This is a genomic window from Rhodococcus sp. BH4, from assembly GCF_002079265.1.
GTDB classification, from domain to species: Bacteria; Actinomycetota; Actinomycetes; order Mycobacteriales; family Mycobacteriaceae; genus Rhodococcus_F; species Rhodococcus_F qingshengii.
On record NZ_CP014941.1, the window covers coordinates 2,239,077 to 2,261,856 of the forward strand.

Consider the following 22,780-nt stretch of genomic DNA (forward strand, 5'->3'; position numbering starts at 1 on the left):
CGGTCACATTCCTGATCGTGAAGAGCAGGCGAATCGCGAACTGAAGACGAGGGAGTCCACGATGAGCGTCGACAACATGCCGAAACCCGAGAGCCAAGCCCCACCATCGGGGCTGAAGAAGGTGGTCGGCGCCTCGATGGCGGGCACCGTGGTCGAGTGGTACGAGTTCTTTCTGTACGGCACGGCGGCCACGCTGGTCTTCAGCAAAGTCTTCTTTCCTGGCGGCGGCAACGAGCTGGATGCGATCATCGCGGCTTTCATCACCTACGCCGTCGGATTCGCCGCCCGGCCACTCGGCGGAATCGTCTTCGGATATTTCGGAGACAAGTTCGGCCGGAAGCAGTTGTTGCAGTTCAGTTTGCTGCTGGTCGGTGCCGCGACCTTCCTGATGGGCTGCCTACCGACCTACGGTCAGATCGGCTACTGGGCGCCGGCACTGCTGGTCACGCTGCGCTTCATCCAAGGATTTGCTGTCGGCGGCGAATGGGGTGGGGCGGTACTCCTTGTCGCCGAGCACAGCCCGAATCGATCTCGCGGGTTCTGGTCGTCCTGGCCTCAGGCCGGCGTGCCGATGGGCAACCTGGTGGCCACTGTCGTGCTGTTGATCCTGACGTCGACGCTCTCGGACGAATCCTTCATGAGTTGGGGCTGGCGCGTTGCCTTCTGGCTCTCCGCGGTGATCGTTCTGGTCGGGTACTACGTTCGGACCAAGGTCACCGACGCTCCCATTTTCATTGCGGCGCAGAAGGAAGCAGAACTGGTCAAGGCAACCTCGTACAGCGTTTTCGAGGTGGTCAAGCGTTACCCGCGCGGAGTGTTGACCGCGATGGGCCTGCGTTTCGCCGAAAACGTCATGTACTACCTCGTGGTGACCTTCTCGATCACCTACCTCAAGGTCGTCGTTCATACGGACACGGCGCACATCCTCTGGTGGATGCTGATGGCACATGCCGTGCACTTCGCAGTGATTCCGTTGGTGGGCAAACTGTCCGACACGATCGGTCGACGCCCGGTGTACATGATCGGCGCCGTCACCGCTGGAACATGGGGATTTTTCGCCTTTCCGATGATGAACAGCGGGCACAATGCAGTCATCTTGTCGGCAATCATCATCGGGCTTGTGTTCCACGCGTTCATGTACGCCGGCCAACCCGCGATCATGGCCGAGATGTTCCCGACCCGGATGCGCTATTCCGGTGTCTCCCTGGGATATCAGGTCACGTCGATCGTGGCAGGTTCACTGGCTCCGATCATCGCGACCGGACTGCTGAGCAAGTTCGACTCCTCGGTTCCTATCGCGATCTATCTCCTGTTGGCATCCCTGGTCACCATCGTCGCAGTCGTTTTCGCGCGGGAGACCAAGGGAATCTCGCTCGAGTCCGTCGATGCTGCCGACGCACGAGTGCTCGCCGACGAGCGGGCCGGTGTTTCCGCATGACGCTCTCCGGCAAAACGGCACTGGTCACCGGTGGTGCCAGCGGTATCGGCGAGGCGTGTGCTCGACTCCTTGCCGCCCGCGGCGCCCACGTCACCGTCGCTGATCTCGACGACGTCGCCGCGAAGGCGCTGGCCGACGAGATCGACGGCACTGCGTGGGCCGTCGATCTCCGCGACACCGACCAACTCGTGGATCTGGCACTCGAGACGGACGTACTTGTCAACAACGCCGGCATTCAACGGGTCAGTCCCATCGAGGATTTCGACGTCGAGGACTTCCGGAAGATTCAACGCCTCATGGTCGAAGCGCCGTTCCTCCTGGTCAGAGCGGCCCTGCCGTACATGTACCGCAAAGGATTCGGGCGCATCGTCAACATTTCCTCGGTCCACGGGCTCCGCGCTTCGGCATTCAAGAGTGCGTACGTCACGGCAAAGCACGGACTCGAAGGCCTGTCGAAAGTTGTTGCGCTCGAGGGTGCCCCACACGGTGTCACCAGTAACTGTGTCAATCCGGGCTACGTCCTGACACCACTCGTGCGATCCCAGATCTCCGACCAGGCAAAGGTTCACGGAATCAGTGAATCCGAGGTTGTCGAGAAGGTGATGCTCACTGAGAGCGCGATCAAACGGATGGTCGAGCCCGCGGAAGTGGCATCGCTGGTGGGGTGGCTGGCATCGACCGAGGCGTCGATGGTGACGGGGGCTTCGTACACCATCGACGGCGGGTGGAGCGCCAGCTAGACCACTGGGGCTGCTGTGTTGTTCAAGCTGCCGGGTTCAGGCTTCGGGAATCTCGATTCCGAACTTCTCGCGGGTGATGACCTCGGGTTCGGGACCGCCGCGAACTCCGGTGTCGAGTGCGTCGATTGCGGAGAGTTCTTCGGCGGTGAGTTCGAAGTCGAACACGTCGAAGTTCTCCGCGATCCGCGAGGGAGTCACCGACTTGGGGATCACCTGGCGGCCCTGCTGGAGGTGCCAGCGCAGCATCACCTGTGCAGGCGACTTGCCGTGAGCGGTCGCGATGGCGCCGATGGTGGCGTCCTCGAGGGTCGAGCCGTGGGAGCCGTCGCGGTAGAACGTGATTCCGCCGATCGGTGACCATGCCTGAGACAGAATCCCGTGATCGGCGTCGGCCTCGAGCAAAGTCGACTGCCTGAAGTACGGATGAACCTCGATCTGGTTGACCGCCGGCACCACGGACGTTGCGTCCAGGAGTCGGGTGAGGTGATCCGGCATGAAGTTACTGACTCCGATGGCGCGGACCTTGCCGTCGGCCAGAAGCGTTTCCAATGCCCTGTACGCGTCGATCGTGCGCTCGAACTCGCTCGGCAACGCCTGATGGAGGATCAGGAGGTCGAGTTGTTCGACACCGAGTTTGCCTGCGCTCTTGTCGAAGGCATGCAGAGTCTCGTCGTATCCGTAGTCGGTGATCCAGACCTTCGACTCGACGAAGATGTCCGCGCGATCGAGTCCGGATCGCCGGATCGCCTCACCGACGCCCTTCTCGTTGCCGTAGGCCGCGGCAGTGTCGATATGGCGATAACCCGTCGACAGCGCAGACTCGACGGCGGCGAGTGTTTCGTCCGGCGGCGTCTGGTACACGCCGAAGCCAAGCGCGGGGATGTCGACGCCGTTGTTCAGTTTCAGGCTCGGGATGCTCATGTCGTCCACGGTAGCGGCGGCCGGGGGTTCGGCGGGAGTGACTGCTCAGCCGGGTAACGGCAGTACCTCCCTCGACCGGCAGTACTTCAGCTCGGTTGGCAGGTGCCGCCGATGGGTAAAGCCTGCGCTCGTTCGCCTACCCAGCGGCCGATGTCGCTGAGCATCGCAGTACCGTCGGCGAAAGTGCCCGAGTCCGGCTTGGCTGCGATGGCGACAGCGAGTTGTCCGGTGCCGCTGCTGATGATCCCGAATTGGCGGACCAGATAGCCGCCGTCGTCGTCCGGCCCCCACCCACCTTTGAATCGAGCGGCTGGGATCACTCCCAGGCCCCACTGTTGGTCGGGGCTGATGCTGCCCATGAGCCCGAAGACTTCGGTGGCGTCGCTCCGGCATGGCAGGGTGGCGGCGAATTGCGCTTGGACGGCAAGTGGCCATTGTGTTTGACCGAACGAGCTGAATTCTGGTCGTAGCGTGCGTGATTCCACGGTGGTGGACATATCGCCGGAGGCCACGAGGACTGACTCGACCTTCGCTGCGGCAGTGGTCGGATCGCCGAGGCCTCGCCACAGTTCTTCGGCTGATTCGTTGTCGGAGGTGGTGATCGCCTGCTTGACCGTTGTGAGTTCTGTGTTGTCGGGTTCGTGGAGGGCTGCGATGGACAGTGGGACTTTGATGGTGGACCAGGCGACTCCGTTCTGCCACTCGCCGGCAACGAGTGACTGACCTCCGCCGACGGGCACGAGTGCGATACCCACGGCGCCGCCGAGGGTGTTGCCCAGGGCCTCGAATCCGGCGAGCGGGCCGACACCGTTGCCCGGGGCGGCAGGAGTCTCTGTCGGCTCCGGTGGAACGACGACGATTTCGGTGATCGTCTCGACCTTCTCCGACGACTCGTCTCGCGTCGGAATCGTGCAGCCCGCGAGGGCTGCTGCAGAAGCAGTGGCGAGTGCAACCGCCAGGAGTCGTCGGCGCGTCCCGCTACGAGCCTCGACGCACTGCTCAATAGACATAGACCACCGCGTTGTTTCCGCCGGTACACGTGACGACTTTGTTGCCGGCGCAGTTCATCGAGTACCGAGTTCCCGTGACCGGACTGACCGCGCTGATGGAGACCGGGCCGCCGCGTCGACCCTGGCTCACGTACTGGTAGCGCACTTCTTCGGCGAACTCACAGGACGTCACGCTGGTGCCGACGGCGGACGTCGTGAATTCGTTGTTCGAGAACACCGATCCACAACGCGCTGCGCTGCCAGGGACCGACTCGTTGGGCGCGGGTGTGACGACGCCGTTCTGCGGCGCGGCCGCAGGCGAGGTGATCACCACGGTTTCCGTGCTTGCGGTGTTCTCGTCGGAATTGTCGTTCAAGACGAGAGGGAGAACCCATACGTAGACCACGACGGCGACGAGTGCGACTGTGACAACTCCCAGTAGGACCCACAGCCATGCATACGATTTCGGCGGGCGGGGAGGCATCGGCGAATATCCAGTGCCTTGACCGTATGGGGGCCGGGGCGGGGTGTAAGCAGGCTGATGTCCCGAGTACGGAGCCTGACCGGGTGTGATGCCCGGCGGCGGAGGAGGGGGCGGAGGGAGAGGTGTCGTGTGGTTGGGGTCGTTGTTCCAGGGATACGGCGACTGTGGTGTTGTCATTGCGGGCTGCTCCTCTGCCTACTTGATAGAAGTGGGCAGAGTTAGTCGTCGATCACCGCACATCGAAATTACCGATTGTCAGGTTTCTGCGAATTGCCCGTCTTAGTTATATACGACCGGTCTGACTTCTTTTGCACTTGTGGCTCGTCAATGAGTGAGCACTATCTTCAAGCCGACTATGAGGGTGGCGACGGCAGCGAGGCCGAAGGCTGCCAGATGTGTGTTCGTACTGACTTTCTCGCCGTGCAGTCGGCTGATCACGTAACTGGTGGAACCGATCCGCAGGATCAAGACGATTTCCGCGATCAACTGCGCCGTCCGTGGTTCCAGGAAGTTGAACCACGCCGTCGCGAGAATGACGACAGGAACAACCGCAGAGGTGAGGATCGGGACGGAATCGCGAAGCGAGTCGATTCTCTCCGCGGTCGTCAGTCGGCGATCGTTGCGAATGCTCTCGCCGACTCCCTCGGCAAATGTGTGGGCGATGTATGTCGACAATGCCGTGCCGACCACAATCGCGGCGCCGAGCGATTCCTGAGATTTCGTCACCGGTATGAGTGCGGCGAGGACAAGAATGTTGCCGTAGATGTACGCGGTGGTCCTCGCCGCCACACGTTCTTGTCCCAGCGGCGCACCGTGAGACGTGATCGGACGGTTCAGCAGGGTTCGCAGGTCCCACTCCATGTTCAGAGCATGGCAGATCAGACCCTGGGGCTGTAGTGCATCGGGTTATCTCGCTGCTCGAGCGGGGGCAGGTTGCGCGCCGGTGTGTGGACCAGTGGTGCATCGGCGGGGATTCGGCCGTCAGCTCGATCCCATCCCGCGCGAGCACGTGGCTGATACCGGTATCGCCACGGCACCAGACGGAAGACGGCGTTGACGGTGCGGCCGACAGCGTTGTGAATTTTCTGATCGCGACTGGTCCACGAGTAGCCGAGTAGGTCTCGAACCGGTTGGTCGTACATTCCGACCGTCAGCCACACGAATCCGCGGGCGAGGGGGATTCGGGCGAGCCGCCACAACGGATCGGGTAGCCACGTCATGTACGGGGGCTTGCCGAGTCCCGACAGGTCGAGGACGTCGCGGGTCGCCTTGTTGTCTTCGAGTACGTTGCGGCACATGTGGTCCCAGTACTCCTGAAATGCTTCCCAGGTCTCGGGAACAGGGCGCATGCTCATCCCGTACAGGCGGTACCACTGAATGTGCTCGGTGAAGAGCTGACGTTTCTGGGCCTCGGTCAAGCCACCGGAGAAGTTCTCGGCAGTGACGATGGTGCCCATGAAGAACGTTGCGTGCGCCCAGTAGAAAGTGTCGGGATCGAGTGCGTGATACCGACGCCCCAACTTGTCGACGCCCTTGATTCGTGTGTGATAGCCGCGGACTTCTTCGGCTGTCTGCTGCGCGCGATCGCCGTCGAAGACCACGCCTGCAATGGGATACAGCGAGCGGTACAGCCGTTCCCACCGCTCGTCGAAGAATTGCGAATGCTCCTCGACTCCGGCGCCGAGGCCGGGGTGCATGTTCTGCATCGAACCGGCCCAGACGCCTTGCAGCATCCCCCGCCAGTCGCCGAAATACTTCCACGTCAGGGAATCCGGACCGAGGGGAAGCGGGGTGCTGCTGTCGTCAAGTTGACTACGCATGTTGTCAGATTAGGATCGACAACAGCGGTAGTCAAGGATCGAATACCGGGTGCATTGAAGATCAAGTGTCGGCGAAGTGGGGAAGTTGTGAGCATCGAAGAACGCAGGGCCACTCGAAAGGCGACGTTGTTCGACGTCGGAGTGACACTGCTCGGTGCGGTCGACGGTCCGGCCGTCAACGTGCGTGCGGTCTGCAAGGCCGCCGGTCTGACCGAGCGGTACTTCTACGAAAGCTTCACCGATCGCGATCAGTACGTTGTCGCGGTCCACACGTTTGTCGCCGAGCGCGCGCAGTCGGCGCTTGCGTCGGCAGTGGAGTCGGAGACGACATCCGAGGCCGTCGCCACCGCTGCGGTCGACGCTTTCGTCAAGCTCATGGTCGACGATCCGGCGATGGGGAGAGTGCTCCTGATCGCCCCGCTCTCGGAACCCGTCCTGAGCGGCCGCGGTATCGAATCGATGCCGGCGTTCGTGGACCTCGTGTACGACCAGTTGTCCGAGATCGCTGATCCCGTGGACAAGCAACTGGTGGCAGTCGGACTGGTCGGGGCGTTGTTCACACTGTTCATCGGTTATCTGGACGGCACGATCGTCGTGGACCGTGATCGATTTGTCCGCCACTGCGTCAGGCTGCTGATCAACGCTAACCAGGCGTGAAGAGCTGGCAGGCCGGGCAGAAGAAGATATTTCGCTCGGTGAGCTGATCCGGTCCGAGGGTGTCTTCTCTGACGCGAGTTCCGCAACGGCGGCACGGTTTTCCGCGTCTGCCGTACACCCATGTCTGCCGACCGGGGCGGGTGTCACCGGTGGTGACCCGGATGCGACGTGACTTGTTGACGTTGATGGTGCGAAAAGACAGATCCACTATCGCGTCGAGATTCCCCGCGAGATGTGTCGGCGTTTTCGGGTGAATACCTCGTAGGAAGCAGATCTCGTTTCGGTACACGTTGCCCAGTCCGGCCATCACCCGCTGATCCAGGAGCGCGATTCCGATCGGCACGGAGTCGGCGGCCCGAAGATTTCGGGCGGCCACGGAACTGTCCCAATCGGTCCCGAGCAGATCCGGTCCGAGATGTCCGACGGCCTCCTGTTCCTGCCCGAGTTCGAGGATCTCGGTGATTCCCAGTGAAAAGCCAACTGCTACAGAGTCTTCGGTGGCCAAGATGATGCGCGCTTGATGGGCGGGTCGGCGCCAGCGCTCGCCGGGGCGATAAATCTGCCACTGACCTTCCATCTTCAGATGCGTGTGAATGGACGCTTCGCCCACTCGGATCAGGAGATGTTTTCCGCGGCTGGCGACGGAATCCACGCGGTGGCCCGAGAGATCAACCGTGGCGTAACGAGGAACGCGGACGTCACAGGTGGTGAGTACCTTCTCGGCCAGGGCAGCGCGCAGTTCATTGGCGGCCCGCCACACGGTATCGCCCTCAGGCATGGTCGCCGCACCCACACTTCAGGATCTCAACTTCCACGATCTCAATCATCATGACCCCAATCCTCATGACCGCAACCGGAATCCGCGAGGGGTGGCCGCGAAGCCGGCTTCGACCAGGACCGGAGCAAAATCGTTGCCGTGGATGGTCTCTCCGTCGACCTTCTCCACTACCAACTTGTCGATGGCGCGAGAAGTCACCTTCTGAGCAAGTGACAGTGCTGCCAGGCGCAACGTTCCGCCGTCGTCGGTGAATGTCAGGATCGTGCGACCGCCGCGCTCGACGAACAGAACCAACTCACCCTCCACCAGAACTACCAGTGCGCCGGCTTTTCGTCCGGGTCGGTGTCCTGGTGACTCTTCGCCCCCCGACGCCGGCCACGGCAGCGCCGCGCCGTACGGGTTTGCCGGGTCGCACGCCGCGAGAGTGACTGCAGCCGAGGAGGTGTGGCGCCCCTCGATGGAATCACCGAACGTCCGCAAGCGGTCCACCACGGGAGGCGTGGAGAATTGAGCGCCGCCCAGGGTGTCCACGAAGTATCCGCGTCGAGCGCGCCCGTTGTCCTCGAACGTGCTCAGTACCTTGTAGATCAACGCGAAACCGCCCGGCACGTTCTCGCTCATCACCGAACCGCGGGTGACGACGCCGTATCGTTCGAGCAGCAGATCAGCCGTGGCGTGCGCCCGGATAGTGGGGTCAGGTTCGATACCTGGCAGCTGGAACCACCGACCGGAGGCAGTTGCCGGTCCCGTGCGCGCGGGCGTGGAAGCGCGGGCCATTCCGCGGTACGGACGGGCCCGCGGAACACGGCGAGGTGATCGGTGACTGGTTGTTGTTCTGGTGGTGTCGGAGAGAAGTGCGCGCAGCGGTGCAACGGTGTCGTTACCGATGTGTCCGAGCCACACCAACTCCCACAGTGCCGTCGTCACCGCACTGTCGACCGTGTCCGCAGCCGACTCCGTAGTTCGCAACGCGTCGACCAACTGGCGGAAGAAGTAGGCACCGCCGCCGGACAGCAGGTCGAGGATGCGCTTCTGCAATTCCGAGACGTCGGTGTCGGCGGGCGAATTGAGCGTGATCGGTGCCAGGTCGGCGGGGTGCAGCACTACCCACCCGTCTTTGCCCGAGATAGCTCCCGATCCGGACCACAGGACTTCACCCGTCGACGTGAGTTCGTCCAACATCGCGGGAGAGTAGTCGGCAACTCGGCTCGGCAGGATCAACGATTCGAGAGCGGACGCCGGAATCGGAACGCCGGCAAGTTGATCGACCACCGTTGCAACACCGTCGATTCCTCGCAGCGTGCCGCCCACGTGCTGCCAACTGGGAAGGAATCGCCCGAGCGTCGCGGTGCTGACCGGCTCGACCTCCTGCCGTGCCGCGGCGAGCGAGCGTCGCCGTAAGCGACGCAGGACCTCGGCGTCGCACCATTCGCTCCCGGTTGCAGACGGGCGGAATTCACCTTCCAAGACCCGCTTTTCGAGCGCGAGCCGACCGAGAACGTCACGCGCGACTGATACTCCGAGACCGAAGCGTGCAGCCGCGTCGGCGAGAGTGAAGGGACCGTGGGTGCGGGCGTACCGGCTCAGGAGGTCGTCGAGTGGTTGATCGACCGGCTCGATGAACGCGGCCGGAACGCCGATGGGTAGGGGAACGCCGAGTCCATCGCGAAGCCGCGCTGCATCTTCGACGACGGTCCACCAGCTCTCGCCCGCATACGAGACGTGGAGGGCGCGTTTGTCCGTAACCAACTTCTCGAGCCATGAGACCGGGTCCTCGAGACAGCGTTCGGTGACTTCTTCGGTGGTCAGCGGGCCGAGCATGCGGAGGAGATCGGCAACACCCTCGAGGTCCTTGGCCTTTCGGTCAGGGACGAGCCGTTGCAGTTCACGTTCGGCCTGCTCGATCACTCCGGCGTCGAGGAGCTCGCGCAGTTCGACGCGGCCGAGGAGTTCGGCCAACAGCGTGGAGTCCAAGGACAAAGCGGCGGCGCGTCGCTCGGCGAGGGGGCTGTCGCCCTCGTACATGAACGCACCCACGTAGTTGAACAGGAGCGCACTGGCGAACGGAGACGGAGAGGCCGTCTCCACCTCGACGATTCGAATCTGCCTTTTCTCGATCTTGCCGAACAATTCCTTCAGTGCAGGCAGGTCGTAAACGTCCTGCAAGCACTCGCGTACGGTCTCGAGCAGGATCGGGAAGGTCGGGAACTTGCGGGCGACGTCCAGCAGTTGCGCCGACCGCTGACGCTGCTGCCACAGCGGTGCACGTTTTCCGGGATTGCGGCGGGGGAGAAGCAGTGCGCGGGCGGCACATTCGCGGAATCGGGAAGCGAAGAGCGCGGAGCCGCCCACCTCCTGGGTGACCAGATCTTCGATGTCCTCGACGTCGAAGGTGAACAGTTCGGCGCCGGGAGGTTCGTTCTCGGTGTCGGGGAGTCGGATGATGATGCCGTCGTCGGAGGCCGTCGGGCTGGAATCGACGCCGTATCGTTCCTGCAGGCGCGCCCCGATGGCGAGGGCCCACGGTGCGTGAACCCGTTGGCCGTACGGGGAATGCAGCACCAGACGCCAGTCACCGAGTTCGTCGCGGAAGCGTTCGACCACCAGGGTTCGATCCGACGGCACCTGCCCGGTGGCATTTTTCTGCTCACCGACGAGTTGGATCAGATTGGTTGTGGCGTTGTGATCGAGCCCGCCCACGCGACAACGCTCGACGACGTCGGCTTCGTTACCCAGCGCGGTCTCTCGAACGAATTGTCCCAACGCCTGTCCGAGTTCGGCGGGGCGACCGAGTCCGTCGCCGTGCCAGAAGGGTAAACGACCCGGCATGCCGTAGGCGGGGCTGACCAGAACCCGATCGAAGGTGATCTCCTCGATCCGCCAACTGGTGGCGCCGAGCGCAAAGACGTCGCCGACCCGGGATTCGTAGACCATTTCCTCGTCGAGTTCGCCGACGCGGGACGCTTTCTCGCCAACCATGTAGACGGTGAAGAGGCCGCGGTCGGGGATTGCGCCGCCGGAAGTGACGGCCAAACGCTGCGAACCCGGGCGGCCCGTGAGCGTGTTGGACTCACGATCCCAGACAAGGCGAGGACGTAATTCGGCGAACTCGTCCGAGGGGTACCGCCCCGCCAGCAAGTCCAGAGTCGATTCGTACGCCGAACGGGGAAGCGTTGCAAAGGAACCGCTTCGGCGCACCGTCTCGAACCAGTCGTCGACGTCGATCGGTTCGAGAGCGGTGGCCGCAACAGTTTGCTGAGCGAGGATGTCGAGGGGATTGGCCGGAACGGCCATCGCTTCGATCTTGCCTTCGACCATGCGCTCGACCGTCACCGCGCAATGAATAAGGTCGGTGCGATGCTTGGGGAAGACGACGCCTCGCGATATCTCACCGACCTGGTGGCCGGCGCGGCCGACACGTTGCAGGCCGCTGGCAACCGAAGGCGGTGCCTCCACCTGGATGACCAAGTCGACGGCGCCCATGTCGATTCCGAGTTCGAGGCTGCTGGTGGCGACGACGCATCGCAATCGACCCGATTTGAGGTCGTCTTCGATGAGGGCTCGCTGGTCTTTGCTGACCGATCCGTGGTGGGCGCGAGCAAGGAGGGGTTCTGCGCCGTAGTTGACCTCGGTGGGAGCCCCGATCTGCGCGGGCGGGCGAGATGTTTTCTCGACGGCCAGACCGATGCGTTCTGCATGAATCTCGTTGAGCCTGGCTGTCAATCGTTCCGCGAGGCGGCGAGAGTTGGCGAACACGATGGACGATCGGTGGTCGAGAACGAGGTCGACGATCTGTTCCTCGACGTGGGGCCAGATCGAACCGGCTTGCGGGGTGGGAGATTCGGAACCGTCGTCCGGCGTCGCGATCCCCAGTTCGGTCATGTCCTCGACGGGAACACGGACCGTGAGGTCGAAGGTCTTGGCGGCAGGCGGTGCCACGATCCGGATGGGTGCCGAACCGGCGAGGAACCGCCCGATCTCCTCGTGCGGACGGACAGTGGCCGACAATCCGATGCGTTGCGCCGGACGCTCGAGCAAGCCGTCCAGGCGTTCCAGTGAGAGCGCGAGGTGAGAGCCGCGCTTGGTGCCCGCCACCGCGTGAACCTCGTCGACGATCACGGTGTCGACACCGACCAGTGTTTCCCGGGCAGCGGAGGTGAGCATCAGGAACAACGACTCAGGCGTGGTGATCAGGATGTCCGGGGGTCGTTTGATCAACGAGCGCCGATCGGCCTGGGACGTATCACCGGAACGGACACCGACGGTGATCTCGGGCGGAGTGAGGCCTAGACGCTTCGCCGTCTGCGTGATGCCGACCAGCGGCGCGCGAAGGTTCCGCTCGACGTCCACACCCAGCGCTTTGAGCGGCGATATGTAGAGGACTTTGGTGGCGCGTTCGCCTTCGTCCTTGGCGGCGAGTTGATCGAGGGCCCACAGGAACGCCGACAATGTCTTGCCGGAGCCGGTGGGTGCGACGACAAGTGTGTGAGAGCCACTCGCGATGGATTCCCAGGCGCCGAGCTGCGCAGCAGTCGGAGCGCTGAAAGCGCCGCCGAACCACTCGCGTGTGGCGGGTGAGAACCTACCGAGGACGTTGGTCACGACCACCATATTGCACCTTCCCACCGACAGCGTGTTCGTGCCTGCAGCCGAAGTGCAGAGCATACTATTTGCCCTGTTATAGCGATTCTCTTGTTATCGAGAAGGCGAGTGCCTGATGGAAGCAGTCAAGATTGTCCTCGAGCTGGCGGTAGTGCTCGGGGCGATTGTCATGGGTACCAGATCGAGCGGTGTCGCTCTAGGTCTGTGGGGCGGCGCAGGTGTTGCCGTCCTCGTGTTCGTCTTCGGAGAGGATGTCGGCAGTCCGCCGGTCGACGCTCTCCTCATCGTCCTGTCCGTCGTCCTCGCGTCGTCGATGATGCAGGCGGCCGGTGGTATCGACTGGATGGTCACCATCGCGGCCAAGTTGATCGAATCTCGCCCGAAACAGATCACGCTGATCGCGCCGTTGGTGTCATTCCTGTTCTCGGTCGGTGCCGGCACGTCCAACATCCTCTACCCGCTGCTCCCCGTCATCTACGACGTCTCGTACAAGAACGGTGTGCGGCCGTCACGACCGCTGTCGCTGTCAGTTGTCTCGACCGGTGTGGCGCTGGCGTGTAGTCCGGTGTCCGCGGCAATGGCGGCAATGGTCACGCTGACCGACGTGCCGCCCTACGATTTCGAACTCATCGACATCATCAAGATCACCTTCCCGGCTGCTGTTGTCGGCATCGTCCTTTCCTCAATCGCGGTCAACCGACTCGGCAAAGATCTCGACGACGACCCGGAGATACAGGCGAAGATGAAGTCGGGCGAATTGGCCGGACCTGGTGCAGCCTCCAAGACCGAACTCGTCTCGACGAAGACCGGACGAAACGCGGCACTGATCTTCCTGGCCGGCGTCCTGGCTATCGTGATCTTCGGCCTGTTCAAGGGGATTCGTCCCGAAGCTGCCGACGGTACTCCGATGGGGATGACACCGATCATCGAAATGCTGATGTTCGTCGTGGGTACGTTGATCCTGCTGGTGTGCCGCCCGAATGTCGCCGACGTGCCGTCGTCGACGGTGTTCCGTGCCGGTATGGTCTCGGCCATCGCGCTGTTCGGTCTGGCATGGCTGACGGACACGTTCATCAGCGCCCATTCCGAGCTGATCACGAGCACCGTCGGCGACTGGGTCAACGCCGCGCCGTGGATCTTCGCGCTCGGTGTCTTCCTGGTCTGTGTACTGACGACCAGTCAGTCGACCGCTACGAGGACCATCGTGCCGATCGGTCTCGCTGCCGGGATTGCACCCGGTCTGGTGAGCGGAATGTGGGCCGGAGCGTTTGCCGGCGTCTATCTGTTGCCGACAAACGGTTCGCAGATCGCGGCTGCGAACTTCGACCTCTCGGGCAGCACGAAGCTCGGTTCCAAGCTCGTCGACCACTCGTTCTTCCTGCCGACCATCATCTTGGCCGTCACGACGATTGCGGCCGGCGCGTTGTTCGGAGTGGTGCTCGGTTGAGTATTGCGGCTGAGTCAGCCCTGAGTGACAGCGCTGAGTCAGCTGTTGCGGTAGTGGTCCCAGCTCGCCTTGCACGCGTGGGCGAGCTGGTCCACCCGTTCGGCGTCGGGTGTAGGCCAGTCGACGCCGGGTTCCATGATGTAGGCGGCCAGCTCGTCTCCCAATAGGAATTCTCGTTTGAATTCGGCCTGAACCGCGCTCAACGTGATCCCGGCTTCGGCGGCGCGGGCGCTCAATTCGGCGAATCTGGCTCCGGCTCGAATGATTTCGAAACTGCCGAGGTACGGCTGATTGAGAGCGACGGCATCCGGATCGTCGACCTGAAATCCCTTGCGATGTGAGATCGCAAGTGTGCGTATGAGCTCCGGATCCATCGTCACGGGATTGTCGCCGCGTCGATTGCCGTCGTGGTCGCCACGATTGGAGAGTGCGACGACGTCGGGGAGCCGATCTGCTTCCGGCCGTTCGACATTGACGGCGCCGTCCTGCCGGGTGGTGTGGTTCATCGTGTCGTGGAACGACAAGGTCGTGAACGATCGACCGAGTTCGAAGCTCTTCGCCACCATGGCTTCGATCAGTGCGTCGCGAGTTCTCTCGTAGACGCCCAAACCGTGTTCAGCTGTCTCGGTGAAGGTCTCGGCGAGGTCCTTCCAACCCGCGTCGTCGGTAGGCTCGAGCAGCAGGGGGTAGAACGAGAAGGTGACAGGGCGAACTGCGTCGACACCGGCGAGGTCCGCTTTGTTGCCGGCACCGGCCTCGTGGACGCGGGCGAAGGCCTCGCGCAGTGACGCTTCCAGGTTTTCGGGCTTCGCACGGTTGGGATCGCGAATCATGCGAGGGTGCGGATTCTCGACGTACACGATGCGCGAATCGATTTCGGCCCAACGGCGCACGATGGGACTGGTGGACATGTCGGTGAAGTCGAACTGCAGCCGCTGTGTGAACTCGGGTGCGAGAAAGCGTGAGAGTTCTGCTGGAATCGCGGAACCCGAGTGTGGGCAACTGACAAGAAGGTCGGCGTCGGCGATGGCGTCGTCGAGACTGCGGGAGTCACGATCGGCATAGAACGTCAGGTCCTCCGCCGTGAACACGGTTCCGGCCGGGATGAGTACTGGTTCTCCACTGGTCATGAATCCCAGCGTAATCGAGTACAACCGTGCGTACTCAGTATCCGGTGAGTCGTTCCACGAGAGCCGTTTTGATCTCCGGGCGACCAGCCGCGACAAGAGTGAAGGTGGCTTCACGCATGAGCCGCTCGGGGGTGTTGCTGCCGACCAGAGCGCGGCTTCCGGTCGCAGTCACGAGTGCGGCCGACGCGCGTATCGCAAGTTCCGACGCTCGGGCGCGGGCGGCCGACATGTCGCCGCCGTCGCGCAGTGCTGCATCGAGATCGGCGCGCGCCCGGGTGGCTTGTTCCTCGAACGCGTCGGTGTCGACTCCCAGATCCGCGAGTTCGGTGACAGCACGGCGGGTGATGCCCATGGCCATCGCGCCGTTGAGCCACAAGCCGGGGAGTTGGGTGCTCTGGAATTGTTCGTCGCTGACGACAGCACAGACGTCGGTATCGGGAATTTCGAAAGCGTCGAACACGATTCGGACGGTGTTGCTTCCGCGCGCCGCGATCAGTGGAAGCTCCTCGATCGTCAGACCCGGGGCCTCGCCCACCGGTACGACGGAATGAACGATGGAATTGTCGAACTCGTCGCGCGCCGACACCAAGAGAACGTCGACGATGCCCCAACCGGTGACGAAGGGTGCGATCCCGTCGAGGACGTAGCCGTCGTTCACCCGCTTCGCCCACAGGAGCGGTGGGCGGGGGATGGCGCCGGCATAGGCAACCCCACCGCGAATCGTGCCGGAAACCAGACCGTCCCAGTATTGTTCGCGCAGAGACGTATTGGTACTCGCTGCCAGGGCTCCGACGACGCCGTGATGCTGCATCCAGGTGAACGTCGTCGCGAGGCAACCGCCGCACAAGGTTTCGAGGACCTCGACCAGTTCTTCGCTGCGGGGGCCGCCGTCACCGAGGGCGGCGATGCCGTAGAAGCCGTCGGCGGCGAGCGCGTCGAAATGGCTGCTGGGGATTTCTCCGTCGGCGTCGACGCTGTCGGCGACGGGAAACAGAACGGTATCGGCGATCTCACGCGCAAGTTCCGGCCACTTGGTCACGCTGTCAGGGTAAGCCGTGAGCGGGGGTTGTGGTGTGGAACCGAAACCGAGCATCTAGAACGAGGGCGGCGAACTCACGATGAGGAATCTCGCCACCGAGTCGGTGCGATTGAACCACCGGTGCGGGATGGTCGAGGTGTAGAGGAGGGTGTCGCCTACGTGAAGAACGTGATGCTCGTCCAGTCCCACCTCGACCTCGACAGATCCTTCGAGAACATGAATGAACTCTTCGCCGGCGTGCTCGGTGTGCTCACCTGCCTCGGAATGAGGTGCTGCCGTGATCTCGTTGGGTTCCATGGTCCGTGAGCCGGTGGAGCAGAATCGAATCACCGAATCGTGTGCCAGTTCGAAGGTTCGCCCCTCGCCGGCGCGGACGAGGCTGGACGGAGTTCGCTCACCCTGTGCCAAGAGTGCGTGCGCCGTGGTGCCGAGCGATTGCGCGAGGCGATGAAGGTTCATGACACTGGGTACTGCGTGGCCGTTTTCGGTCTGGCTCAGGAAGGGCTGCGACAAGCCCGACTTCACGGCAACCTCGCGCAACGTCAGTCCGGCTTCTTTTCGCGCCGTCCGCACGGCAGCCCCGATTGCGGTCGCTATCGCCTTCTGGTCGTCGTCCATGTGCCGAAGATAGCAGTGCTCTGGTGAAAGTTTTGATTACACAGACGAAACAAATTCGACCACGGTAAGAAATTATCGACGTGCTGAATAGTCCCGTACACGAAACACTTCCAGCTTCGGACGGAGATCGGCGCATGGCCATCCATCCTGTCGACCAGCGGCTCCCATTTGCCCGCCAGTCTGCTTTTGCTCTTCAGCACGTCCTCATCATGTACACCGGCTGCATCACGGTTCCGCTGGTTTTCGGTGCCGCCGTAGGGCTGGACCGCAGCACAGTCGCGATGCTGATCAGCGCGGACTTGCTCGTTGCAGGCATCATCACGATCATTCAGAGCCTGGGCGTCGGGAAGGTCGCCGGTGTCCGGCTGCCGATCGTCTGCGGGGCGACCTTCGCCGGCCTGACGCCGATGATTCTGATCGCCAAGGAGTACGGCCTGCAGGCGGTGTACGGGTCCATGCTGGTCGGTGGCGTAGTCGGCATTGCCTTGGCCGTGCCGTTCGCCAAGATCGTCCGATACTTCCCACCCCTGGTTACCGGCGTCGTCCTCACAGTCATCGGCATCTCGTTGATCGGTGTCGCAGGAGGACTGATCGTCGGAAACGACCCCACCTCCCCGTCGTTCGCCGACCCGAAGAATCTGGCGCTGGCTGCCGCAGTCGTTGTGGTCGCGGTGGCCTTCATCTGCCTCGGCCGCGGGATGTGGACGCAGCTCGGTGTACTGATGGCGCTGGTGATCGGCACCGTGATCGCCATCCCGATGGGCCTGATCGATCTGAGTGGCGTCGGCGGCTCGGCCTGGGTGGGCTTCCCGATGCCGTTCCACTTCGGCGCTCCGGAGTTTCCCGTCACCGCCGTGGTGGCGATGAGTATCGTCATGGCAGTCGTCTTCGCAGAATCGACGGCGAGCATGCTGGCAGTCAGCGAGATCACCGGAAAGCCTTTGAAGAAAGCAGATCTCGCACGAGGGCTGGTGGCCGACGGGATGTCGGGAGTTCTGGGCGGAATCTTCAATGCCTTTGTCGACACCGTTTTCTCGCAGAATGTCGGCGCCGTTGCCACGACCCGGGTGTACAGCCGGTACGTGACCGCTACCAGCGGTGCCATTCTGATCGTCCTCGGCCTCATCCCGCGAATGGGTGAAGTGGTTGCAGCCCTGCCTGATCCGGTGGTCGGCGGTGTCGGAATCATCTTGTTCTCCACTGTCGCCGTGGTCGGAATCAACACGCTGCGCAAGGTCGATCTCAGTGACCCGATCAACACCACGATCGCCGCTGTATCGGTGGGGATCGGTATTCTTCCGGAATTTGCGGAGGGGATGTTCGAGCGATTCCCCTCCTCGGCTCAGATCCTCCTCGGTAGCGGCATCACCTTGGCTGCGGCCTCGGCCTTTTCGCTCAATCTGCTGTTCAATCACACCCGACTCGGTGAACTCGCGAGGCGATCGCGAGAGAGCCTCCATGCCACTGCAAAATCTGAACCCGCCACCAGCTCTGCAGGAGACGCCAGTGTCACAGTCCCAGTCTGATCCCTTCGAAGTGCCCGTCGTCGACATCTCGCCTTACGTGCTCGGTGGTGCCGACCAGGACAAGGCGCGAGTGGCGGCCGAAGTCGACCATGCTTGTCGGACTGTAGGTTTCATGCAGATTCGGGGCCACGGTGTTCCGGCCGCTGTTTCTTCCGGCCTCGCCGAAGCGATGGACGACTTCTTCGGGCTGCCGATGGAGGCGAAGTCGGGCTACCGAATCGAGGGCGCGAATCGTGGGTACAGCCCACCCAAGAGCGAGTCGCTGAGCCTGAGCCTCGGCGTCGAATCCGCGACCAGAATGAACGACTTTTTCGAGGCCTTCAACGTCGGAACCGAAGCCCGATCATTCACCGAACTCGAACTGTCGGAGGACGATTACGGAATCAACCTGTGGCCCGCAGTGTCCGGTTTCACGGAGCGGGTGGAGAATTACTACGCCCATGGCGAGCGGGTGGCACGCACACTGACCGCCATTTTCGAAGATGCGCTCGGGCTGACCCCAGGATTCTTCGAGTCGATCACCGACCACTCCATCGACGTACTGCGGATGAACAACTACGCGTTACCCGAAGGGACGGTGACGTTGGACGGTGAGTTGAAGGGGATGGGTGAACATACCGATTTCGGGCTGGTCACCGTGCTGTGGGCGGATCAGGTCGAAGGTTTGCAAGTGCTCGGGACCGACCGACGCTGGCACGATGTCTGGCCGCACGACGGCGCGCTACTGGTCAACCTCGGGGATCTCACCGCGCGACTGACCAACGACAGGTGGATGTCCACGCTGCACCGAGTTGCGCCTCCGGTGGTGAACGGCACCATCAAGCGCCGGCGATCGGCGGCCTTCTTCCATGATGGAAACGTCGACGCGGTGATTGCGACCTTGCCGAGTTTTCAGGACGACTCCGGCTTGGAGTACGAACCCATTACCGTTCGCGATCACATCAAGGCCAAATTGGCCGGGTCGAGGCAGGGGAAGTCCAACGCCGCCGCAGGTCGTGAGGCGGCTCGGGTACTTTTGGCTGCGGAGCTCGAGGTCAAGCAGTGAGTGCACGGAACATCGTCCTGATCCACGGAGCGTGGGCCGGCGGTTGGGTCTGGGATCGTGTGTGTGGCCCACTGAAATCGGCCGGCTTAAATCCTGTTGTGGTGGAGCTTCCCGGCTCGGGAAGTTGGAACCCAGACGACGTGATCGATCTCGATGTCGTTGCCGAACATGTTGTGGCAGTTGTCGAGTCCTTGGACGGGCAGTGCGCCCTCGTCGGTCACTCCGGCGGTGGCATCGTGGCCTCACAGGTGGCTGAGTTGCTGCCTTCGCGGGTAACGGGTCTTGTGTACGTCGCAGGGATGATGCTTCCATCGCAGACGGACTTCGGGATGCTCTGCGTCGAACTCGGTCTGGAAAGTCCGGTCGGGATCTCACGTTGGTTGGTCCCCGCCGACGACGGGGATGCGACGGCTGTTCCGCCCGAAGCCGGTGCCGCTGTGTTCTTCCACGAAGCGCCGGTGGCTGATGCGATCTTCGCCGCGCGCATGCTCGTTCCACAACTGGAGTCAGCCCGCCTGATGGCACCGGTCTGGACGGAAGAGCGATTCGGAACCGTGCCGAGGTTGTATGTCGAATGCACGCTGGATCGAACCGTGCCGATCGAGGCTCAACGCGCCATGCAGAGACTTGTCCCCGGTGCCCAGGTGGTCAGCCTGGGCACCGACCATGCACCGCAGTTGTCGGCGCTCCCGGAGTTGATCGACGCGATCACCGATTTCGCCCGGCAGGTGTTCAGCCGAACTCGACCCCTTGAGCCAGCGGAAGCTGGTCCGAGTAATTGACGGTATTGGTGGCTCGGCGCATGTATGCCTTCCACGAATCCGAACCCGATTCGCGTCCGCCGCCAGTCTCCTTCTCCCCGCCGAATGCGCCGCCGATCTCCGCACCGGACGTTCCGATGTTCACGTTCGCGATGCCGCAATCGGAGCCGTCGGCGGCGAGGAAGCGCTCTGCTTCTCGCTGATCGAGTGTGAAGATCGAGGACGAAAGTCCTTGAGGCACGCCGTTGTGCAGCGCAATGGCGTCGTCGAAGTCGGTGTATGTCAAGACGTAGAGGATGGGTGCAAAAGTCTCCGCCCGCACCACCTCGGTCTGTGCGGGCATACGAACGAGAGCGGGCGTCACGTAGAACCCGGAATCGCCGACGCGGTCGCCGCCGCACACCACGGTGCCGCCGTCGGCGCGCGCGGCCGAGAGGGACTTCTGCATCGCTTCGAATGCAGCCTCGTTGATCAGCGGCCCGACCAGAACACCGGAATCGAAGGGGCTACCGACCTGGAGTTGCGCGTACGCGGACGCAACGCGGTCGACGACGTGATCGGCGATCGACTCGTGAACGATGAGCCGGCGCAGTGAGGTGCACCGCTGCCCCGCAGTTCCGGCGGCGGAGAACACGATTCCGCGTACGGCAAGCTCGAGATCCGCCGACGGCGTGACGACTGCGGCGTTGTTTCCACCCAGCTCCAGGAGACTTCGTCCGAAGCGCTCGGCGACCCGCGGAGCCACGGCGCGGCCCATCCTCACGGAACCGGTGGCGCTGACCAAGGCCACGAGTGGGTTGTCCACGAGAGCCTCACCGACGCCACGTCCGCCGACGACCAACTGGTGAACGTCGATCGGTGCATCACAGTCGGCGAGGGCGCGTCGGAGGAGGGCGTCACATGCCAGTGCAGTCAGCGGCGTGGTCTCCGAAGGCTTCCAGACGACGGCGTCGCCGCACACGAGAGCGATGGCGGTATTCCACGACCACACCGCGACGGGAAAGTTGAACGCGGAGATGACCCCGACAACGCCGAGAGGGTGCCACGTTTCCGTCAACCGGTGTCCGGGACGCTCGGACGGCATGGTGCGTCCGTAGAGCTGCCGGGAGAGACCGACGGCGAACTCGCAGATGTCGATCATCTCCTGTACCTCGCCGAGAGCCTCCGAGGTGACCTTCCCGGCCTCCAACGTCACGATTTCCGCGAGGTCATCCTTGTGCTCGGTCAGTAAGCTGCCCAGCCGGCGTACGACCGCGCCGCGCGCCGGAGCGGGAACGGTTCGCCAGGTGAGGAACGCACGATGAGCCGCCTCGACGGCGTCGTCGACCTCTCGGCCGGAGTGCTGCCGAACGGTACGCAGTTGTGTACCGGTGATGGGGGTTCGTGCGCTCAGGTCGCCGGCGGGCCACTCGACACCGCACGCGGCAAGGGCGCTTTCGGCGCGATCGGCGAGGCTCGAAGAATCAGGCAGGTTCACTGGGGAGTCCTCTGTTGTTGTGGGCGGGAGGCAGCACCGCACGTGACGCCTCTTGTTGTGCGCGGTACAGCTCGAACGGATCTTCGATGGTGCGGTCGACGGCGCCCTCCAATCGATCCTGCCCGTATTCGGCGCCGGGCGCATCGGAAACGAATCCGGTCACGGAATCGAGATTGGATGCGAAGATCCCGGCCGCGGAGGCAGGTAGGAAGTCCTCGTAGACGATCGGGTCGCGGACGACAACAGTTCCTTCGGTTCGGAACGTGAAGTACGCCAACCCCGCGGCATCGAGTTCGCTTTCGGAGTGCGGAAATTCGCTGTCCCAATCGGCGTCCTCGGGCGTGGCGATCAGTCGGTCGTAGATCGCTCGCCCGCTGCGGGTCAACGCGATTCCGCGTGCCTCCACCTCGCCGAATCTGACGCGGACGGGCTCAGTGGTGACCGATCCGTCGTGCTGACGGAAGAGTCTGTCTTCGGCCAATGCACGAAACGACGTCTGCCGCAGAAGTAGTGGTGGTCCGCTCCATCTCGGCGGGCCTTGGATGCGGTCGATCATGGTGATACCGCGCTCGGTCATGCGGCGGTACAACTCGTCGATGTCGAGCACTCGCGGGGTGAGGTGATTGACGTGGGTCGAGCCCTGCCCCGCAATGTCTGCAGCGACAGGCGAGATTGCGGCGAGTTCGCGGTACCAGCCCGCGTCGATGGGATCGGTGCCGAGCCGAAACGCCGAGGTCGCTGCATCGACGAACTGTGTCGCCTCGGGCTCCGTCAGGCCGCCCTCGCGACTCGATTGACGTGCCCACTGCAGAAGTTCGGGAGAGAACAGGGTCCGGCGACGCAGAAACCCGGTGATCCGACGCTCGAGGTCGGTGTCGAAGAACCTGGAATCGGAACTGGTCAGCACCGAGGTGAAAACGCGGAACGGGTTCCGGGCGAGTTCGGCGGGATCGGTGGGGCGAAATGCCGTCGAGACAACGGGAATGGGGGAGTCGGTGAGCCGGAGGTCGTAATAGCCGACCGGAAACATACCGAATCCGCCGAAGACGGTGGCTACGTCACGTAGTTCGTCGAGAGTCCCCAGTCTGATGGCGCCGTGACGCTCGGCGCTGACTCTCGCCAGGCTGCCCAGGCGCTCCGCAGAATCCGGATGTTCGGCGGCAAAATCACGGTTCACCTGCATCGTTACATCTACCAAGGTGTTGTAAGCGGGGACCTCGTCGCCATACATCTTGGCGAGGGCCGCTGCGAACCGTGCACGTAGCTCCCAGGTTTCAACCATACGAATGTCCGATTGCGTTAGCCTGC

Annotated in this window: 19 protein-coding genes; 7 read left to right on the plus strand and 12 right to left on the minus strand. The window is 63.0% G+C overall.

What is annotated here, in order from left to right:
- The first annotated feature begins 61 nt into the window (after nt 1-61).
- Together A0W34_RS10385 and A0W34_RS10390 are read left to right on the plus strand one after the other, a co-directional pair.
- Nucleotides 62-1,438: an MFS transporter gene (locus A0W34_RS10385; protein WP_081557638.1), complete on the plus strand. Its 1,377-nt coding sequence runs from the start codon at nt 62-64 to the stop codon at nt 1,436-1,438.
- Nucleotides 1,435-2,178 carry a 3-hydroxybutyrate dehydrogenase gene (locus A0W34_RS10390; RefSeq protein WP_081557639.1) on the plus strand — a complete coding sequence of 248 codons (744 nt, stop codon included), beginning with the start codon at nt 1,435-1,437 and terminating at the stop codon, nt 2,176-2,178. The genes A0W34_RS10385 and A0W34_RS10390 overlap by 4 nt, the downstream gene beginning before the upstream one ends.
- A gap of 36 nt (nt 2,179-2,214) precedes the next feature.
- Here A0W34_RS10390 and A0W34_RS10395 read toward each other — a convergent pair whose 3' ends face one another.
- The 5 genes from A0W34_RS10395 to A0W34_RS10415 form a co-directional block, all read right to left on the minus strand.
- Nucleotides 2,215-3,099, minus strand: coding sequence for an aldo/keto reductase (locus tag A0W34_RS10395; RefSeq protein ID WP_058226546.1), 885 nt, complete (start codon nt 3,097-3,099; stop codon nt 2,215-2,217).
- Between the two features lie 86 nt (nt 3,100-3,185).
- On the minus strand, nt 3,186-4,109 hold the full coding sequence (locus A0W34_RS10400) for a hypothetical protein (RefSeq protein WP_030535049.1): 924 nt from the start codon (nt 4,107-4,109) through the stop codon (nt 3,186-3,188).
- The gene (locus A0W34_RS10405) at nt 4,099-4,572 is read right to left on the minus strand and encodes a serine/threonine protein kinase (RefSeq protein WP_081557640.1); all 474 of its coding nucleotides are present in this window, start codon (nt 4,570-4,572) and stop codon (nt 4,099-4,101) included. The genes A0W34_RS10400 and A0W34_RS10405 overlap by 11 nt, the downstream gene beginning before the upstream one ends.
- A gap of 324 nt (nt 4,573-4,896) precedes the next feature.
- Nucleotides 4,897-5,433, minus strand: coding sequence for a hypothetical protein (locus A0W34_RS10410; protein ID WP_003940745.1), 537 nt, complete (start codon nt 5,431-5,433; stop codon nt 4,897-4,899).
- Between the two features lie 17 nt (nt 5,434-5,450).
- Nucleotides 5,451-6,392, minus strand: coding sequence for an oxygenase MpaB family protein (locus A0W34_RS10415; protein WP_081557641.1), 942 nt, complete (start codon nt 6,390-6,392; stop codon nt 5,451-5,453).
- An 87-nt stretch (nt 6,393-6,479) separates the two neighbouring features.
- Here A0W34_RS10415 and A0W34_RS10420 point away from each other — a divergent pair, with 87 nt between their 5' ends.
- A complete protein-coding gene (locus A0W34_RS10420; RefSeq protein WP_007727263.1) occupies nt 6,480-7,049 on the plus strand; it encodes a TetR/AcrR family transcriptional regulator in 570 nt (189 codons plus the stop codon).
- Here A0W34_RS10420 and A0W34_RS10425 read toward each other — a convergent pair.
- Nucleotides 7,036-7,827: a DNA-formamidopyrimidine glycosylase family protein gene (locus tag A0W34_RS10425; RefSeq protein ID WP_081558785.1), complete on the minus strand. Its 792-nt coding sequence runs from the start codon at nt 7,825-7,827 to the stop codon at nt 7,036-7,038. The two genes, A0W34_RS10420 and A0W34_RS10425, sit on opposite strands and share 14 nt — an antisense overlap.
- Nucleotides 7,828-7,890: 63 nt before the next feature.
- Nucleotides 7,891-12,438 (minus strand): ATP-dependent helicase, encoded by a 4,548-nt coding sequence (locus A0W34_RS10430; protein WP_042449813.1) that lies wholly within the window; start codon nt 12,436-12,438, stop codon nt 7,891-7,893.
- A 106-nt stretch (nt 12,439-12,544) separates the two neighbouring features.
- On the opposite strand from A0W34_RS10430, the gene A0W34_RS10435 reads away from it, so the two are divergent.
- Nucleotides 12,545-13,876 (plus strand): anaerobic C4-dicarboxylate transporter family protein, encoded by a 1,332-nt coding sequence (locus A0W34_RS10435; protein ID WP_003940851.1) that lies wholly within the window; start codon nt 12,545-12,547, stop codon nt 13,874-13,876.
- A 38-nt stretch (nt 13,877-13,914) separates the two neighbouring features.
- Here A0W34_RS10435 and A0W34_RS10440 read toward each other — a convergent pair whose 3' ends face one another.
- From A0W34_RS10440 to A0W34_RS10450, 3 genes are read right to left on the minus strand one after another with little or no spacing between them, the layout of a single operon-like run.
- A complete protein-coding gene (locus A0W34_RS10440; RefSeq protein ID WP_047271740.1) occupies nt 13,915-15,006 on the minus strand; it encodes an N-formylglutamate amidohydrolase in 1,092 nt (363 codons plus the stop codon).
- 34 nt (nt 15,007-15,040) lie between these two features.
- Nucleotides 15,041-16,045: an acyl-CoA dehydrogenase family protein gene (locus A0W34_RS10445; RefSeq protein ID WP_081558786.1), complete on the minus strand. Its 1,005-nt coding sequence runs from the start codon at nt 16,043-16,045 to the stop codon at nt 15,041-15,043.
- A 54-nt stretch (nt 16,046-16,099) separates the two neighbouring features.
- Nucleotides 16,100-16,663 carry a helix-turn-helix domain-containing protein gene (locus tag A0W34_RS10450; RefSeq protein ID WP_081557642.1) on the minus strand — a complete coding sequence of 188 codons (564 nt, stop codon included), beginning with the start codon at nt 16,661-16,663 and terminating at the stop codon, nt 16,100-16,102.
- A 134-nt stretch (nt 16,664-16,797) separates the two neighbouring features.
- Here A0W34_RS10450 and A0W34_RS10455 point away from each other — a divergent pair, with 134 nt between their 5' ends.
- Genes A0W34_RS10455 through A0W34_RS10465 form a run of 3 tightly spaced genes read left to right on the plus strand, consistent with a single transcriptional unit; the run spans nt 16,798 to nt 20,016 of the window.
- On the plus strand, nt 16,798-18,189 hold the full coding sequence (locus tag A0W34_RS10455; RefSeq protein ID WP_007727244.1) for a uracil-xanthine permease family protein: 1,392 nt from the start codon (nt 16,798-16,800) through the stop codon (nt 18,187-18,189).
- Nucleotides 18,170-19,234 (plus strand): isopenicillin N synthase family dioxygenase, encoded by a 1,065-nt coding sequence (locus A0W34_RS10460; RefSeq protein WP_081557643.1) that lies wholly within the window; start codon nt 18,170-18,172, stop codon nt 19,232-19,234. The genes A0W34_RS10455 and A0W34_RS10460 overlap by 20 nt, the downstream gene beginning before the upstream one ends.
- The gene (locus A0W34_RS10465; protein ID WP_081557644.1) at nt 19,231-20,016 is read left to right on the plus strand and encodes an alpha/beta fold hydrolase; all 786 of its coding nucleotides are present in this window, start codon (nt 19,231-19,233) and stop codon (nt 20,014-20,016) included. The genes A0W34_RS10460 and A0W34_RS10465 overlap by 4 nt, the downstream gene beginning before the upstream one ends.
- Here the strand turns inward: A0W34_RS10465 and amaB are convergent.
- Nucleotides 19,967-21,472: an L-piperidine-6-carboxylate dehydrogenase gene (amaB, locus tag A0W34_RS10470; protein WP_081557645.1), complete on the minus strand. Its 1,506-nt coding sequence runs from the start codon at nt 21,470-21,472 to the stop codon at nt 19,967-19,969. The genes A0W34_RS10465 and amaB overlap by 50 nt on opposite strands.
- A complete protein-coding gene (gene hglS / locus A0W34_RS10475; protein ID WP_081557646.1) occupies nt 21,459-22,754 on the minus strand; it encodes a 2-oxoadipate dioxygenase/decarboxylase in 1,296 nt (431 codons plus the stop codon). The genes amaB and hglS overlap by 14 nt, the downstream gene beginning before the upstream one ends.
- Nucleotides 22,755-22,780: the final 26 nt, after the last annotated feature.